Annotated in this window: 13 protein-coding genes; 4 read left to right on the forward strand and 9 right to left on the reverse strand. The window is 64.2% G+C overall.

The features are described from left to right. Nucleotides 1-29: 29 nt before the first annotated feature. Nucleotides 30-581 carry an LPS assembly lipoprotein LptE gene (gene lptE / locus AC0L3J_RS03785; RefSeq protein WP_456766914.1) on the reverse strand — a complete coding sequence of 184 codons (552 nt, stop codon included), beginning with the start codon at nucleotides 579-581 and terminating at the stop codon, nucleotides 30-32. Next, nucleotides 568-3,192, reverse strand: a complete 2,625-nt coding sequence (leuS, locus tag AC0L3J_RS03790; RefSeq protein WP_473346003.1) for a leucine--tRNA ligase — start codon at nucleotides 3,190-3,192, stop codon at nucleotides 568-570. The genes lptE and leuS overlap by 14 nt, the downstream gene beginning before the upstream one ends. A 193-nt stretch (nucleotides 3,193-3,385) precedes the next feature. Here leuS and AC0L3J_RS03795 point away from each other — a divergent pair, with 193 nt between their 5' ends. After that, nucleotides 3,386-4,432 (forward strand): GGDEF domain-containing protein, encoded by a 1,047-nt coding sequence (locus tag AC0L3J_RS03795; RefSeq protein WP_473346004.1) that lies wholly within the window; start codon nucleotides 3,386-3,388, stop codon nucleotides 4,430-4,432. A gap of 4 nt (nucleotides 4,433-4,436) precedes the next feature. Here AC0L3J_RS03795 and AC0L3J_RS03800 read toward each other — a convergent pair whose 3' ends face one another. Continuing rightward, on the reverse strand, nucleotides 4,437-6,134 hold the full coding sequence (locus AC0L3J_RS03800) for a diguanylate cyclase domain-containing protein (RefSeq protein WP_027566259.1): 1,698 nt from the start codon (nucleotides 6,132-6,134) through the stop codon (nucleotides 4,437-4,439). A 108-nt stretch (nucleotides 6,135-6,242) separates the two neighbouring features. Between AC0L3J_RS03800 and AC0L3J_RS03805 the strand changes: the two genes are divergently transcribed. Continuing rightward, nucleotides 6,243-6,932, forward strand: a complete 690-nt coding sequence (locus AC0L3J_RS03805; RefSeq protein ID WP_007604086.1) for a YggS family pyridoxal phosphate-dependent enzyme — start codon at nucleotides 6,243-6,245, stop codon at nucleotides 6,930-6,932. Nucleotides 6,933-7,069: 137 nt separating this feature from the next. Here the strand turns inward: AC0L3J_RS03805 and AC0L3J_RS03810 are convergent, their stop codons facing one another. Further along, nucleotides 7,070-7,843, reverse strand: a complete 774-nt coding sequence (locus AC0L3J_RS03810) for a 2-keto-4-pentenoate hydratase (protein ID WP_473346005.1) — start codon at nucleotides 7,841-7,843, stop codon at nucleotides 7,070-7,072. Nucleotides 7,844-7,849: 6 nt separating this feature from the next. Then, nucleotides 7,850-8,386 (reverse strand): L,D-transpeptidase family protein, encoded by a 537-nt coding sequence (locus AC0L3J_RS03815; protein WP_473346006.1) that lies wholly within the window; start codon nucleotides 8,384-8,386, stop codon nucleotides 7,850-7,852. Between the two features lie 235 nt (nucleotides 8,387-8,621). Between AC0L3J_RS03815 and AC0L3J_RS03820 the strand changes: the two genes are divergently transcribed. Continuing rightward, nucleotides 8,622-9,308, forward strand: coding sequence for a response regulator transcription factor (locus AC0L3J_RS03820; RefSeq protein ID WP_007598630.1), 687 nt, complete (start codon nucleotides 8,622-8,624; stop codon nucleotides 9,306-9,308). Between the two features lie 58 nt (nucleotides 9,309-9,366). Then, on the forward strand, nucleotides 9,367-9,810 hold the full coding sequence (locus tag AC0L3J_RS03825; protein ID WP_456766908.1) for a cyclic nucleotide-binding domain-containing protein: 444 nt from the start codon (nucleotides 9,367-9,369) through the stop codon (nucleotides 9,808-9,810). Between the two features lie 94 nt (nucleotides 9,811-9,904). Here the strand turns inward: AC0L3J_RS03825 and xth are convergent, their stop codons facing one another. The 4 genes from xth to AC0L3J_RS03845 all read right to left on the reverse strand — a co-directional run bounded on the left by xth (nucleotide 9,905) and on the right by AC0L3J_RS03845 (nucleotide 15,482). Beyond that, nucleotides 9,905-10,720, reverse strand: a complete 816-nt coding sequence (gene xth, locus AC0L3J_RS03830) for an exodeoxyribonuclease III (protein WP_473346007.1) — start codon at nucleotides 10,718-10,720, stop codon at nucleotides 9,905-9,907. A 152-nt stretch (nucleotides 10,721-10,872) separates the two neighbouring features. After that, nucleotides 10,873-11,628 carry an outer membrane lipoprotein carrier protein LolA gene (locus AC0L3J_RS03835; protein WP_473346008.1) on the reverse strand — a complete coding sequence of 252 codons (756 nt, stop codon included), beginning with the start codon at nucleotides 11,626-11,628 and terminating at the stop codon, nucleotides 10,873-10,875. Between the two features lie 152 nt (nucleotides 11,629-11,780). Next, on the reverse strand, nucleotides 11,781-14,258 hold the full coding sequence (locus AC0L3J_RS03840) for a DNA translocase FtsK (RefSeq protein ID WP_473346009.1): 2,478 nt from the start codon (nucleotides 14,256-14,258) through the stop codon (nucleotides 11,781-11,783). Between the two features lie 9 nt (nucleotides 14,259-14,267). Beyond that, entirely contained in the window at nucleotides 14,268-15,482 is a 1,215-nt protein-coding gene (locus tag AC0L3J_RS03845) for an aminotransferase class I/II-fold pyridoxal phosphate-dependent enzyme (protein WP_456766905.1), read from the reverse strand. Nucleotides 15,483-15,687: the final 205 nt, after the last annotated feature.

The following is a 15,687-nucleotide window of genomic DNA, read 5'->3' on the forward strand; positions in this document are numbered from 1 at the left end:
GTCCGGGCGAACCGGGATGACGGGATGAATTAAGTGCCCGCGGTGAAGAACGAGGCGAGGCGAGTCGTGATGTTCTCGGCGATCTCGTTGGCGGCACGATCCTCGGCATCACGTACCGCGCGGTTGCGGCTGAAACGCTGATAGGAGCCGGGCATGTCGTAGGTCACGCGGGAGAAGGTGGTGCCGGTCATCACCGATTTGCCGCTGACGACCTCGATCAGATTGTACTGGGCGTCGAGGCCGTAGTTTTCACTGCTCGGCAGGCCGGTGTTGGGATCGACGATCAGCGACGACTTGCCGCTCGAGAAGCGGATCTCCAGGCGGTGAGTCGGCGGCATGCCGGTGGCGGTGCCATAGAGCTTGAAGGCGAGAGCGTTGCGGACCTCGACGCCGACGCGGGCTTCGCGCGAGGCATTGGACTTGGCGATCGGGGGTAGATCGACCCCCATCAGCTTCTCGCGCAGGCCAGGCGTGCCGTCGGTGTGCTCGGCATACATCGGGTGGAAGCAGCCGGCCGTCATGGCCGCCAGTGCGGCGACCGCCAGCAAGCGGGCTGCGATGCGGATCCTAGCCGACAACATTCACGATCCTCTTGGGGACGATAATCACCTTGCGGACGGGCTTGCCGTCCAGGGCCAGTTTTACCGCATCGAGGGCCAAAACGGCAGCCTCGATTTCCGGATTCTCGGCCGCTGTTGCAACTGTGACCTCACCCCGCTTCTTGCCGTTGACCTGAACCACCAGGGTCACACGGTCTTCAACCAGCAAATCGCGTTCGATTTGGGGCCAATCGGCCTCGGAAACCAGCCCGCTGTGGCCGAGAACCTGCCAACACTCCTCGGCCAGATGCGGCATCATCGGGGAGAACAGCTGGACCAGGATCTGGCTGGCCTCCCGGATCGTCCAGGCCAAATCTGGGGCCGGCTGGCCGGGACGCTGCAATATCTCTGCGAACGCATTGCTGAATTCGCGGATATGGGCGAGGCAGACGTTGAAGTGCAGCCGCTCGATTCCGGTGGTGACCTTGTCCAGCGCGCCATGGGCGGCCTTGCGCAAGGCGATGGCGTCCGGGCCGAAGCTGGCCGGCCGGGCCGCCGGCGCACTCTTGCCGGGTTCCACGGAATCGTTCACCAGCCGCCACAGCCGCTGCACGAAGCGCGAGGCGCCCTGGACGCGCTCATCGCTCCAGATCACGTCCCGCTCGGGCGGGGAATCCGACAGCATGAACCAGCGCGCGACGTCGGCGCCGTAGGTCTCGATGATGTCGTCGGGGTCGACCGTGTTCTTCTTCGACTTCGACATCTTCTCGATCGGGCCGATCTGGATGTCTTCGCCTGACGTCAGCAGCGTCGCGCGGCGGCCATTGGCGCCGGTCTCGACCTTCACCTCGACCGGCTGGACGTAGGTGCCGTCGGCCTTCTGGTAGGTCTCGTGCACCACCATGCCCTGCGTGAACATGCCGGCGAACGGCTCGTCCAGTGCGATGTGCCCGGTCGCCTTCATCGCACGCGTGAAGAAGCGGCTGTAGAGCAGATGCAGGATCGCGTGCTCGACGCCGCCGATATACTGATCGACCGGCAGCATCCGGTTGGCGACCTCTGGCGTCGTCGGCGCGTTCTCGTTCCAGGGATCGGTGAAGCGCGCAAAGTACCAGGACGAATCCACGAAAGTGTCCATGGTGTCGGTTTCGCGCTGCGCCTTGCCACCGCATTGCGGACAGATGACGTGCTTCCAGGTCGGGTGATGATCGAGCGCGTTGCCTGGCTTGTCGAAGCTCACATCCTCCGGCAGCACTACGGGGAGGTCGGCATCCGGCACCGGCACCACGTCGCACTTCGGACAGTGGATGACGGGGATCGGACAGCCCCAATAACGCTGGCGTGAAATGCCCCAGTCGCGCAGGCGGAAATTGACCTGACGCTCGCCGACCGGCGCGTTGCCGCGCAGCTCGGTCTCGAGACGCTTCGCGACGTCGTCCTTGGCCTGATCGATGGTCATGCCGTCGAGGAAACGCGAATTGATCATGCGGCCGTCACCGTCATAGGCGGTATCGGTGATGACAAAGCTCTTGGGATCCTGGCCTTCGGGGCACACCACCGGCGTGTTGCCGAGAGCGTACTTGTTGACGAAATCGAGGTCGCGTTGGTCGTGGGCGGGGCAGCCGAAAATGGCGCCGGTGCCGTATTCCATCAGCACGAAGTTGGCGACATAGACCGGCAGCTTCCAGGAGGGATCAAAGGGGTGGACCGCGCGGATGCCGGTGTCAAAACCCTGCTTCTCGGCCGTGTCGATGATCTCCTGCGCCGTGCCCATCCGCTTGATCTCGCCGATGAACGCGGCGAGCGCAGGGTTTTTGACGGCGGCCGCCTGTGCCAGCGGATGATCGGCCGAGATCGCCATGAACTTCGCGCCGAACAGCGTGTCCGGGCGCGTCGTGAAAATCTTCAGCTCGCTCTCGCCGGCCGGCGTCGTCGCCGCGTCGAGCGCGAAGCGGATCAACAGCCCCTCGGACCGGCCGATCCAGTTGCGCTGCATCAGCCGCACCTTGTCGGGCCAGCGATCCAGCGTATCCAGCGCCGACAGCAGCTCCTGCGAGTACTTCGTGATCTTGAAGACCCACTGGTTCATTTCCCGTTGCTCGACAACGGCACCGGAACGCCAGCCTTTGCCGTCGATCACCTGCTCGTTGGCGAGCACGGTCATGTCGACGGGGTCCCAGTTCACCTTGCGCTTTTCGCGCTCGGCGAGGCCTTCGCGCAGGAAGTCCAGAAACAGCTTCTGCTGGTGCTTGTAGTAGCTGGGATCGCAGGTCGCGATCTCGCGGCTCCAGTCCAGCGACAGCCCGATCGAGCGGAGCTGCTTCTTCATCGCGGCGATGTTGTCGTAGGTCCAGGCCTTCGGCGCCACCTTGCGCTCGATCGCGGCGTTCTCGGCCGGCAGGCCGAAAGCGTCCCAGCCCATCGGATGCAGCACGTTGAAACCCTTGGCGCGCATGAAGCGGGCCAGTACGTCGCCAAGCGTGTAATTGCGGACATGGCCGATATGGATGCGCCCCGACGGGTAGGGGAACATCTCCAGCACATAGTATTTCGGCCGCGGATCGTCGTTCCTGGAGACGAAGATCGCCTGTTGGTCCCAGGCGGCTTGCCAGCGCGGTTCGGCGTCGCGGGCGTTGTAGCGTTCGGAGGTCATGGAATCGTTGGGTTTTCGTGGATTTGGGCCGTCTAAAGACGGCGGACTAGGCCATAGAAGTCCTCAAGGGGTCAATGGGTTGCCGCAATTTGGGAACCATCGGTGCTGCACCGCATAACTACTGAGGCCGCGTTGGGGTGGGATTAAGGGGGCGATGCGAGTTTGCGACCAACCAGAATTCTCAAGACTTGTGATGGACGCCAGCTTCGACGATCCCGATTACGACTATGCCGCGTCCGTTGCCGAACGGGCGATGCGGAGCATGGCCGAACAGCGGATCCCTGCCACGCCGGCCAATTTCGCCGTCTGGTTCCAGTATTTCGCGGGAAGCCATGACGATCTGCGCAATGCGATCGATCTCCTGATCGATCACAATCGGCCCTTCGACGTCAGGACCAATCAGGATCTGTTCGAGACCTACGTCGCGCCCCAGGTGAGTGCTATCGTTGTCGACACGTCCGAGCGGCTCCACACCCTTATGGGCGCGGCGAAGGATTTTCTTGCGACTGCGATTGCCGACAATCACTCCCAGATGCAGGCCATCAACGAGGTGGCGGACCAGGGCAAGGCCGGTGTCGATCCCAAAGCGCTGGTCGCCCAGCTTATGAACGAGCTGGGACGCGCCGCCACCCGCGCGACGCGACTCGAGGCAGGCTTTGCGGAAAAGACCCGCGAGCTCGACGTGATCCGCGCCTCCCTTTCCAAATCCGAGGAGCGTGCCCGGACCGATACGCTCACAGGCCTCGCCAACCGCCGGGCGCTCGATGAATTCCTGCGCAAGGCGCAGGCGACTGCGGACTGGGGCGAGCCGCTCAGCATGCTGATGCTCGACATCGACCACTTCAAGTCTTTCAACGACAGTTTCGGCCATGGCGTCGGCGACCAGGTGCTGCGCCTGATGGCCAAGGTGCTGTGCGAAAAGGTCCGCGAGCAGGACCTGTCGGCCCGCTATGGCGGCGAGGAGCTGATCGCGGTGTTGCCGGATGCCGATCTCGCCGCCTGCGCCGAGATCGCCGAGCGCATCAGGCACGCGATCGCGGAATGCAGGATCACGCGCCGGTCGACCGGCGAGGTCCTGCCCCATATCAGCGTATCGATCGGTGTTGCGCAGTACCGGCCCGGCGAAGCGATCACCGATTTCATCGAGCGCTGCGATCGCGCGCTCTATCTCGCCAAGAACAGCGGCCGCAATCGCGTGGTCACCGAGAGCGAACTCGACGCCATCGGGGCTGCGGGTTAGCCCCTCAACCCGCCATCATCATTTCCGCCGCGCCGTTGTCGATGACCGTGATGCCGTGTTCGACGACGTTGTTGCGGCCGCGGTGCTTGGCGGCGTAGAGCGCGGCATCGGCGGCTTCGATCAAATCGCCCGGACGCAGGCTCTCGTTGGGCTTTGTCGCTGCAACGCCGATCGAGACGGTGACGATCATGTGGTCGGAGGTGATGTGCGGCAGGCACAGCTTCAGCACGGCCGCGCGCGCCTGTTCGCCGATTTCGACGGCGCGCGCGACGTCGGTGTTCGGCAGCAACAAGCAGAATTCCTCGCCGCCGTAGCGGGCCGCGAAGCCCATCGTGTCGGCGGCGATGCCGGACAGCGACTCGCCGAGCCTGGTCAGGCAGGAATCGCCTTCGAGATGGCCATAGGTGTCGTTGAACAGCTTGAAATGGTCGACGTCGATCATCAGAAGCGCGAGGTCGCTGCCATATTGCTGCGCGCGCATCCATTCGAAATCGAGCCGGCTCTGGAAGCCGCGGCGGTTGGCGAGTCCCGACAACATGTCGATCGAGGCCATCACCGTGAGTCGGTCATTGCTGGCCATCAGCTCGCGTTCGCGCTGGCTGAGCTGCGCGGCCATCGCGTTGAACGCACGGGCCAGCGGCACGAACTCGGATGGCAGGCGATTGCGCGCGGCGCGTGCCGACAGATCGCCCTCGCCCAGACGCTTGGCCATGTCGGCGAGCATCCTGATCGGCTTGATCACCAGTTTCTCGGCTGCGATCAGTGCGCCGAGCAGCACGAACAGCACGACGAAGGCCAGCTGAAGATAGGCGGTGCGGATGTCGCGGCTCACGGCTGCGGACACCTTGTCCTCGTCGATGCTGGCGATCAGGCGGGCATTGGTCCCGGCGATGCGGATAAAGCTGACCGCGCGGCGGGAGCCGTCGGCTGCGAGGAAAGAGAGTGAACCTTCGTCCTGGTCAGACCTCAGCGCCTTGTCCGCGATCGCGGACATCAGCGGCATGTTGTCAAGCGGACGTCCGATCGCGCTGTGCTGGTCGGCCGGTGCGGCCAGCACGGTACCCGCGCTGTCGACCAGCACGGCCGTGATGCCGGCGCGGCCACCCAGATTGCTCATGACCTTCGACATCCAGTCGAGGTTGACGGTGGCGAGCACGACGGCATCCGCTACGCCGCTGAAGGCGGACACCGGGTAAACCGCCATGACGGTCGGTGTCGGCACGGGGCGCGACAGGATGAAGTCACTCAGCACGAAGCGGCCGGTTTCCTGCGCCTGCTGGAAGTACGGCCGGTCACTGAGGTCGAGGCCGACATACATGTTGTTGGTGGCGCACTGGATGCGTCCGTCCTGGCCGGCGATCAGAAGCGTGCGGATCCAGGGGAGATTCGACGGCAGGCTCGCGCGCAGCACGTCACAGCTCTTGCTGATGCCGCCGGCCGAGGCGCGGATGAAAGCTTCCGATTTCAGGATGGTCTCGACCGACGAGATCACCTCGCGCTGCGCATCGGCGCTGTGCCTTGCAACGGTGGTGAATTCGGTCGTGGCCTGCGCGATCTGCCGCGTGCGCGTGTCTTCGAGCGATCGGATGCGCTCGAACATCAAAGGCGTCACCAGAATTACCGCGAGCAACGCAAGCCGCGCCCGGATTCCGAGAACCTGCTTGAGTTTCGCTCGTTTGCGGTTGAAACTGACGTTTGCCATCTTCGCTGCCCACCCCGCGGCTAAGGTAAAGCAAAGGGTTCAAAAACTCTTTCTTGAACTCGGTAAAATTAGAACTAGCTCCGCAACAATCAGCTCCGATGCGACATCATGACCGAAGCCAACGCCGCGCCGCTAACCGGCCATTCACCAAACGCGCTCGCCGCGGTCGAAGCCGAAATCGCGCGCGCCTGCAAGGATGCGCGGCGCGAACGTGGCTCCGTGACGCTGATCGCGGTGTCGAAAACTTTCGCCGCGGATGCAATTACCCCGGTCATCGACGCCGGACAGCGCGTATTCGGCGAGAATCGCGTGCAGGAGGCCAAAGGCAAGTGGCCCGCGTTAACTTCTGTTTACCCCGATATCGCGCTGCATCTGATCGGGCCGCTGCAATCCAACAAGGCGAAAGAGGCGGTCGCGCTGTTCGATGCCATTCATTCGGTCGACCGCCCGAGCATTTGCCAGGCGTTAGCCAAGGAAATTGAATCCCAGAACAAGCACCCGGAATTGTTCGTCCAGATCAATATCGGTGAGGAGCCGCAGAAGGCCGGCATCGCCCCCGGCGAGGCCGATGCTTTCATCGCGAGCTGCCGCGACACCTACGGGCTGACGATCTCGGGGTTGATGTGCATCCCGCCGGTGGACGAGCCGCCGGCCGCGCATTTCGCGCTGACCGCCAAGATCGCCGCGCGCAATGGATTGAAGAAGCTCTCGATGGGCATGAGCGCGGATTATGCGACCGCGATCATGCTCGGCGCCACCCATGTGCGCGTGGGCAGTGCGATCTTCGGGCACCGGTGAGCGTCGTCATTGACGCAGGGCCCATACGAACTCTCGAATTCGTCATTGCGAGCGGAGCGAAGCAATCCAGAGTCCCTCCGCCGAAAGATTCTGGATTGCTTCGCTTCGCTCGCAATGACGGCGGTGTATGGGGCGGCTCAAGAGAACCCCACCGACACCGTCCCCAGCACGCCGAAATCCGCCGTGAAATGATCACCGGCCTGGATCGGCAGCGGCGGATGGCACGTGCCCGTGGTCACCACCTCGCCTGCCCGCAAGGTGATGCCGAGGCCATGCAGCTCGTTGGCCAGCCAGGCCAGGGCAATTCGGGGATCGCCGAGCACATTCTTGCCGTGGCCGAGATAACGCTGGCCGCGCAGCGTGATCTGCGGCCGCTCCTCGACGACATCCATGGCGCGCCAGTTCGCATTCGTCGCTGCGCCCAGCACGAACAGATGCGCACAGGCGTTGTCGGCGATCAGCTGCGCCTCGCCGGCGCTGGCAAAATCGGCAAAGCGCGAATCGGGAATCTCGATCGCAGGATGCAAGCTGTCCACGGCGGCGAGCACCTCGTCGACAGTATACGGCGCCGCGCGCGGCGGCAGATCGCGTCCCATGCGGAAAGCGAACTCGGGCTCGCCGACGCGCATCGCGTTGCCCTTCATCGAGGCTGTGCCGCCATCGGCGATCACGGTGTCGCTCATGATCCGACCGGCCAGCGGTCCCGTGACATTGATGTGCTTCTGTCCGGACTCGCTCGTCGCCGCGATCTTCCAGCCGAACAATGTCCCGCCGAGCGCCGCCTGCACGGCGTATCCCTCGGTGCGGCTCTGTGGCTGCAAGCGAGGCTCCAGCGCATCAAGCTTAATGCCGTCGCGCCAATGTTTGACCAGGACCTGCGAAGCGGCGGCGATCTGATCCTTGTCGAGCATGTGTCCTCACCCGATGATGATTTTTGTTTTTGGTCCCAGCCGCCGCAGCAATTGTCGCATCGCCGCTTTGGTCATCGAGACGCAGCCCGCGGTCGGGCCGAAATTGTCGCGCGCGAGATGCAAGAACACCGCGCTGCCCCGGCCGGCGATCCGCGGCCTCGTGTTGTGGTCGATTTCGATGATGAAGTCATAGAGATGGTCGGCCCGCTTGAGCCGGTCACCGCCCTGCCCCTCGCCGAGGCGGATTCCCTGATTGTAGTGACGGTCCTTGGGATCCTCGCACCAGGCGTCCTCGCCGGTGATGATCCGGGCCGGCAGGAAGGTCTGCGGGCGGCTGTGCCGGTCGCCCCGCCACCACAATCGCCTGGGACGGAAGCTGCCCCTCGGGGTGCCGCCATCGCCCTCGCGCTTGTTCGCCAGAATGCCGCCGCGTCCGAGCGCCACCGGAATCGTCAGCGCTCCCGCGGTCAGCCAGCCCCGGCGCGGATTCCCGGCGGCAGCCTTAACGCGGATCGCCGACAGCGGCCCGGCCCTCCGGTTCATGGTGTAACTAGCTGACGCAGCTTTATTTTTCATGTGAACGTGCGATGTCGAATTCATTACAGGACATTCATCAAAACGGCCTGCTATTCTGGGTTAGAGTGGTTCTGGCTTGTGAATCGGTAACAGCCCACTACTTCAAGACGAACAACAATAATAATTGCGACCCCTAAACTTCCCTCTCGGCTGGGTGCAGCATGGATGCGCGCCGCGCCGGACCCCAAAAGGATGACCCCCTATGGCCAATGCCCGCAAGATCCTGATCGTGGATGACGATACCGATCTGCGCGATACGTTGGTGGAGCAATTGTCGCTGCACGAAGAATTTGAAGCCTCCGCGGTCGATACCGGCGCCAAGGGCGCCAGCGCCGCGAAGGCCAATGCCCCCGATCTCGTCCTGATGGATGTTGGCCTGCCCGACACGGATGGCCGCGAAGTGGTCCGTTCATTGCGCAAGGGCGGGTTCAAGGCTCCGATCATCATGCTCACCGGGCATGACACCGATTCCGACACGATTTTGGGGCTGGAATCCGGCGCCAACGACTATGTCGCAAAACCCTTCCGCTTCGCCGTACTGCTGGCGCGCATCCGCGCCCAGCTCCGGCAGCACGAAGCCAGCGAGGACGCGGTGTTCTCGGTTGGCCCCTACTCTTTCCGGCCCGGCTCCAAGATGCTGACCGCCGCCAACGCGCGCAAGGTCCGGCTGACGGAGAAGGAAACCGCGATCCTCCGCTTCCTCTACCGGGCCGGCCAGATGCCGGTCTCACGCGAGACCCTGCTCCAGGAGGTCTGGGGCTACAATTCCGGCGTTACCACCCACACGCTGGAAACCCACATCTACCGCCTTCGCCAGAAGATCGAGAAGGATGCCGCGAACCCGGAAATCCTGGTCACGGAAGCCGGTGGCTACAAGCTGGTGCCGTGATACGCTTCTGGGGCGTGCGAATCGTTTTAGATTGCGTGCCCTTGAGCTCCGGACCTGAATGTCAATCGACGACGATGTAGCGCTTCTCGAGCGTGTCCCGACACTGCGCCTGTTGGGAGACGCTTCGTTGCGCATGCTGGCGATCGGTTCCGAGCAGCGTGACTTCGTCCGCGGCGACGTCTTGTTCAATCTTGGCGACGATGCCGATGCCGGCTTCGTGGTCCAGCGCGGCGCCTTCCGGGTCGACGACGGCGCCGGCGCGGAGATGATCGCAAGTCCCGGTGCGCTGATCGGCGAGCTCGCGCTGATCGTGCCGATGAAGCGGCCGTCGAGCGCGATTGCGATCGAGCACGCCTCCGTCATCCGCGTCGCGCGCAGCCTGTTTCAGCGCGTGCTCGAAAGCGACCCCCCCGCCGCCGTTCGTCTGCGCGATGAATTCGCGGTGCGCTCCAGCCAGATCGCCAGTGATATATTGATGGCGGGCGCGAAGCTGACGTCATGACTGTCGTAGCCCGGATGGAGCGAAGCGCAATCCGGGATTCTCGCCTACGGAAAAACTGCCCCGGATTTCGCTTCGCTCCATCCGGGCTACAAGATCATACATCGAGCGTCACGGTCACGGGCACATGGTCCGACGGACGCTCCCAGCTCCGCGCCTCGCGCAAAATCTTGAAATCACTGACCGCATCTTTCAGCGCGCGCGAGACCCAGATGTGGTCGAGCCTGCGGCCGCGGTCGCCGACGGTCCAGTCGGCGGAGCGGTAGCTCCACCACGTGTAGACCTTTTCCGACATCGGAATGCGCTCGCGCGCGACGTCGACCCACTCACCGGCGGCGAGCGCGGCTTGCAGCTTCTCGGTTTCGATGGGCGTGTGCGACACCACCTTCAGAAGCTGCTTGTGCGACCAGACGTCGTTCTCATGCGGGGCGACGTTGAGATCGCCAACCAGGATGTGGCGATCCTCGCCGCGTGGATGCAACGGCTCGCACGCCTTCATCTCGTCGAGGAAGCGGAGCTTGTGATCGAATTTCTCGTTCAGCGCGGGATCGGGAATGTCGCCGCCGGCCGGCACGTAGAAATTATGTATGACCAGCGGCTTTGCGATCCCGGCCTTCTCTCCGAACGACACTGAGATGTGGCGTGAATCCACCTTGTCGCAGAAGGTGCGGATGTCCTTTGACTCGAACGGAATTTTCGAGACGATGGCGACGCCGTGATAACCCTTCTGCCCGTTCAGCGCGACATGCTCGTAACCGAGCCGCTTGAAGCGCTTCAGCGGAAAGGCGTCGTCGATGCACTTGGTCTCCTGGAGACACAGCACGTCCGGCCGCGCGCTCTTGAGAAATTTTGCCACCAGATCGATGCGCAGCCGCACCGAATTGATGTTCCAGGTTGTCAGGGAAAAACGCATGAGGGATGCGTCTTAGCATGGATTGGCGTGGGGAAAATGCTTGTCCACAGGAGTGGAATCGTAGGGTGGGTTAGCGTAGCGTAACCCACCATGCTTCCACATTTGCGGACCGAGATGGTGGGTTACGCTTCGCTAACCCACCCTACGCACCGTCAGCCCGGCGACGGGCCGTAATTGGTGAAGTCGATCTTGAACATGCCGGGATCGAGCTTCTTGCTCGTATCCAGATTATAGACCGCGATCGTGGTGTCGTAGCCCTGCGGGTCGGTGACGGTCCACTGCTTCAACTGGCCGTCCTTGGCGCCGAACATCAGCAGGAGCCGGCTGGTGCCGACCAGCGCCTGCTTCTCCTCGATGGTGACGCTGACGAAGACGTCGTCGGCCGAGACGTTGACGACGTTGGTGTCCTTCATCAGGTCGATGCGGTCGGACAGCAGGAAACGCAGCGGCGTCTGCGACAGCGGATAGACGTCCTGCGTCGCGAGCTTGCGGTCGCGCACCACCAGCGACGAGCCGTCGGCGACGATGTCGATCGGGCTCGGCGCGTCATATTCGAAGCGCACCTTGCCTGGCTTCTGGATGTAGAAGTCACCTTGCGTCTTGCTGCCGTCGGGGCCGACCTGGACGAAATTTCCGACCAGCGTCGACAATGACGACAAATAGGCGCTGACCTTGGCGGCCTGGGCCTTCTGGTTCGCATCGAAGGTCTGGAAGATGCTGCTCGGCACGTTGCGGCGCGGATCCGGGATCACCGGATTGGGCGGCGTCTGGGTCGCGCCGGTGACCGCGGGCCCGCCACCGGCCGGACCGCCATCGCGGCCCTTCGGTGCAGGCTTCGGCACGGGAACAGTCTGCGCGAACGACGCCGTGGTCACCATCGCGGCGGTGACGAGAATCACGCCGGCCATGCGCGCGCTCCGCGCGGCGATGATGGCAGCGAATCGAATGTCCTTATGTCTGATCAACGCGTCGTCCTGTGTGGCTGGGCGCCCTTTTAGCGTGATTTCGGCCAAAAGCAGATAACGTTTTTGCGTGAAATGGCGGTCTGAGGCGGCTCGCCTCACATATGGCTGTCTTCTTCCTCGACCAGAATCTCGCGCTTGCCGGCGTGGTTGGCGGGTCCGACGATGCCCTCGAGTTCCATGCGCTCCATCAACGATGCGGCGCGGTTATAGCCGATCTGCAGGCGGCGCTGGATGTAGCTGGTCGAGGCCTTGCGGTCGCGTTTGACGATCGCAACGGCCTGCGAGAACAAATCGCCGCCGCCATCCGCGCCCATGGCGGAGGCGTCGAACACTGCGCCGTCCTCGTCCTCGGTAGGTTCTTCGGCCGTGACGGCTTCGAGATATTCCGGCTGTCCCTGCGTCTTGAGGTGGCGCACCACCTTCTCGACTTCCTCGTCCGACGCGAAAGGTCCGTGCACGCGGCTGATGCGACCGCCGCCGGCCATGTAGAGCATGTCGCCCTGGCCGAGCAGCTGCTCGGCGCCCATCTCGCCCAAAATCGTACGGCTGTCGATCTTGGACGTCACCTGGAAGGCGATGCGGGTCGGGAAGTTCGCCTTGATGGTGCCGGTGATGACGTCGACCGATGGACGCTGCGTTGCGAGGATCACGTGCAGGCCGGCGGCGCGCGCCATCTGCGCGAGGCGCTGCACCGCGCCTTCGATGTCCTTGCCGGCGACCATCATCAGGTCGGCCATTTCGTCGACGATGATGACGATGTAGGGCAGCGGGTCGAGCGAGAGCTTCTCTTCCTCGTAGATTGCCTTGCCGGTTTCCTTGTCGAAGCCGGTGTGCACCGTGCGCGTGGGCTCTTCGCCCTTGGCCTTCAATTCGAGCAAGCGCGTGTTGTAACCGTCGATGTTGCGCACACCGAGCTTGGCCATGTTCTTGTAGCGCTCTTCCATCTCGCGCACGGCCCATTTCAGCGCGACGACCGCCTTCTTCGGGTCGGTCACGACGGGCGTGAGCAGATGGGGAATGCCGTCATAGACGGAGAGTTCGAGCATCTTCGGATCGACCATGATCAGGCGGCACTGGTCCGGGCGCAGCCGATAGACCAGGCTGAGGATCATGGTGTTGATGGCGACCGATTTGCCGGAGCCGGTGGTACCGGCGATCAGCATGTGCGGTGTGCGTGCGAGGTCGATGATGACGGGATCACCGCCGATGGTCTTGCCGAGGCAGAGCGGCAGTTTCGCAACCGAATCGACGGTCTCCTTGGCGACCAGCAGCTCGCGCAGATAGACCTTTTCGCGATGCGCGTTCGGCAGCTCGATGCCGATGGCATTGCGTCCGGGCACGACGGCGACGCGCGCCGACAGCGCGCTCATCGAACGCGCGATGTCGTCGGACAGTCCGATCACGCGCGAAGACTTGATCCCCGGCGCCGGCTCCAGCTCGTACAGCGTGACCACGGGACCCGGATGGGCCTTCACGATCTCGCCGCGAACGCCGAAATCCTGCAGCACGCCTTCGAGCGCGCGCGAATTGGTTTCCAGCTCGGCCTTGCTGAGCGGCTGGCGATCGCCGGCCTTCGGCGCGGCCAGCACCGACACGGACGGAAGCTCGAACTTGTCGGAGGATTTCTTGGAAGCGGCCTTGGGCGCGGCCTTCTTGCGCGGCGCGCGGGCGGCGGGCTCCTCCTCCTCTTCCTCGTCTTCCTCGACCTCTTCGTGCTCGTCGTCGTAGTCCTCGTCCTGGGCCTGCGGCGAGATCGATGGCGCGGCGCGGCCGCCACCGAGCTTCGGCTCCTGGCGGCTGAATGCAACGGCCTTGGTCTTCGGTCCGCTCGAGACCAGCGAGCGGTAGGCAGCGCCAAGCAACCAGATCAGCCGCGCCTTCGTGCTCATCAAGGCGTGGAATAGCCAGCCCAGCGATACCGAACCGCGATCGCCCTCATCGTCCTGGTCGAGCGGCTTGTCGTCGTCCTCGATCTCCGCGAGTTCGTCGTCATGCTCGCGTGCGCCAAGGCCGCAGGCGATCAGGAAGGTCGCCGCCATCGCGGCGAACAGGATGGTGCCGAGCACGACGCGATAGATCATGCCCGGCGGTCCGAAGATCACCGCGGGCGCGCGAACCAAGGCATCGCCGACCACGCCGCCGAGGCCGGTCGGCAGCGGCCAGGCGCCGCCATGTGGCCAGCAGCTGACGAAGCCCGCCGCGATCACCGTGCAGAGAACCCAGGAGCCGAGCCGCAGCGCCTCGCGGTCGAACGGGCGGTGGGTCAGCATGCGCCAGCCCCAGACCGCGACCGTCAGGACCAGCATGATCGCGCCGAGCCCGAGGATCTGCATCGCAAGGTCGGCGCCGATCGCGCCGGCATAGCCGAGAATGTTGCGGATCGGCCGCGACGTTGCGTGGCTGAGGCTGGGATCCTGGACCGACCAGGTCATCAGCGCCGCCGAGGCGACGCCCGACAATGCGATCAGGCCGAGACCGCTGAGCTCGCGCACGCGCCGCGCCAGCCCCTCGCGGATCGAGGGCGGCAGATGGCCGACCAGGGGAATGACACGTTCGATTGTCGACATGCTCACGGGCCCCGCCTAACCCAGAGTCTCGACCAGGCGGTGCAGCGCCTGCGCCGTGGTCTCGCCATCCTGCACCAGCGCAAGGCGAATGTAGCCTGCGCCGGGATTGAAGCCGTCGGGCTGGAGCCGCGCCAGATAGCTGCCGGGCACCACGCGCACGCCTGCTTCCTTGAAGAGTTTCAGGCACACAGACACGTCATCGCCGATTTCGGACGTGTTGAGCCAGACGCAGAAGCCGGCGTCGGGCCGGCGATAGCCGTAACGACCGCCGATGATCTGGTCGGCGAGATCGAACTTGATCCGGTAGAGCCTGCGGTTCTCCTCGACATGCGCCTCGTCGCCGTAAGCGACGGTCGCGACATGCTGCAGCGGGACCGGCACCTGCGGCGCCGCGATGTTGCGCAGCTCGAGGAACATGCCGATGAGTTTTTTGTCGCCGGCGGCGAAGCCGACGCGCAGGCCCGGCAGGTTCGAGCGCTTCGACAGCGACTGGAACGCCACCACGCGGGTGAAATCAGGACCGGCGCATTCAAGCGCGCTGCCGGGCGCTTCGCGGGTGTAGATCTCCGAATAGCACTCGTCGCTGAGGATCACGAAGCCGTAGCGGTCGGCGAGCTGCTTCAGGCGCGTGAAATAATCGCGCGAGGCGACCGAGCCCTGCGGGTTGGCGGGCGAAGCCAGATAGAACGCCACCGTACGCGCCAGCGTCGCCTCGTCGATGGCGTCGAGATCGGGCAGGAAGCCGTTCTCGGCGGTGGTCGGCAGGTAGACCGGCTCGCAAGCGGCGGCGCGGGCGCCGGCGCCATAGACCGGATAGAACGGGTTCGGCATCAGGATCGCAGGCTTGCCGGGACGCGGGCCGACATAGCGCGCCGCCGCGATCGCGGCGAGGAACAGGCCTTCGCGGCTGCCATTGAGGACGAGTATCTCGCTCTCGGGATCGAGGGTGCGCGGCAGCTTGAAGCGCGACGACAGCCACGCGCCCGCAGCCTTGCGGAACGGGTCGGTGCCCTTGTTCGCGGGGTAACGGCCGAAATCGGCGATGTGCTTGGCCAGCACCGGGCCGACGAAGTCGGGCACGGGATGCTGCGGCTCGCCGACGGCAAGCGAAATCAAAGGCTTGCCGGGCTGATGCGGCGCCAGCAGTTCGTTCAGCCGAACGAAGGGAGAGCGTTCGCTATCGGAGCTTCCGCTGTCCTGCGGCGCACGGGATGAAGCGGTCATAGCCATTCTGGACGCCAGCACTCTTGGAACAGCCGGTCGCGACCAAGGCGCCGGCGGGAAGCGGTTCAGTTCACCATAGATAGGGCGAGGTTAAGACGCGATTAACCATCGGCCGTCGGCTCCGTCCACAGCAGGAATAATGAGGCCGGATAACAAGGGGATGCGCCGCGGTTCTTGCCGCTCCCGCTTGCGGGAGAGGTCGCGCCGGAGG

The sequence above is a fragment of the Bradyrhizobium sp. Kon37 genome (assembly GCF_055807535.1).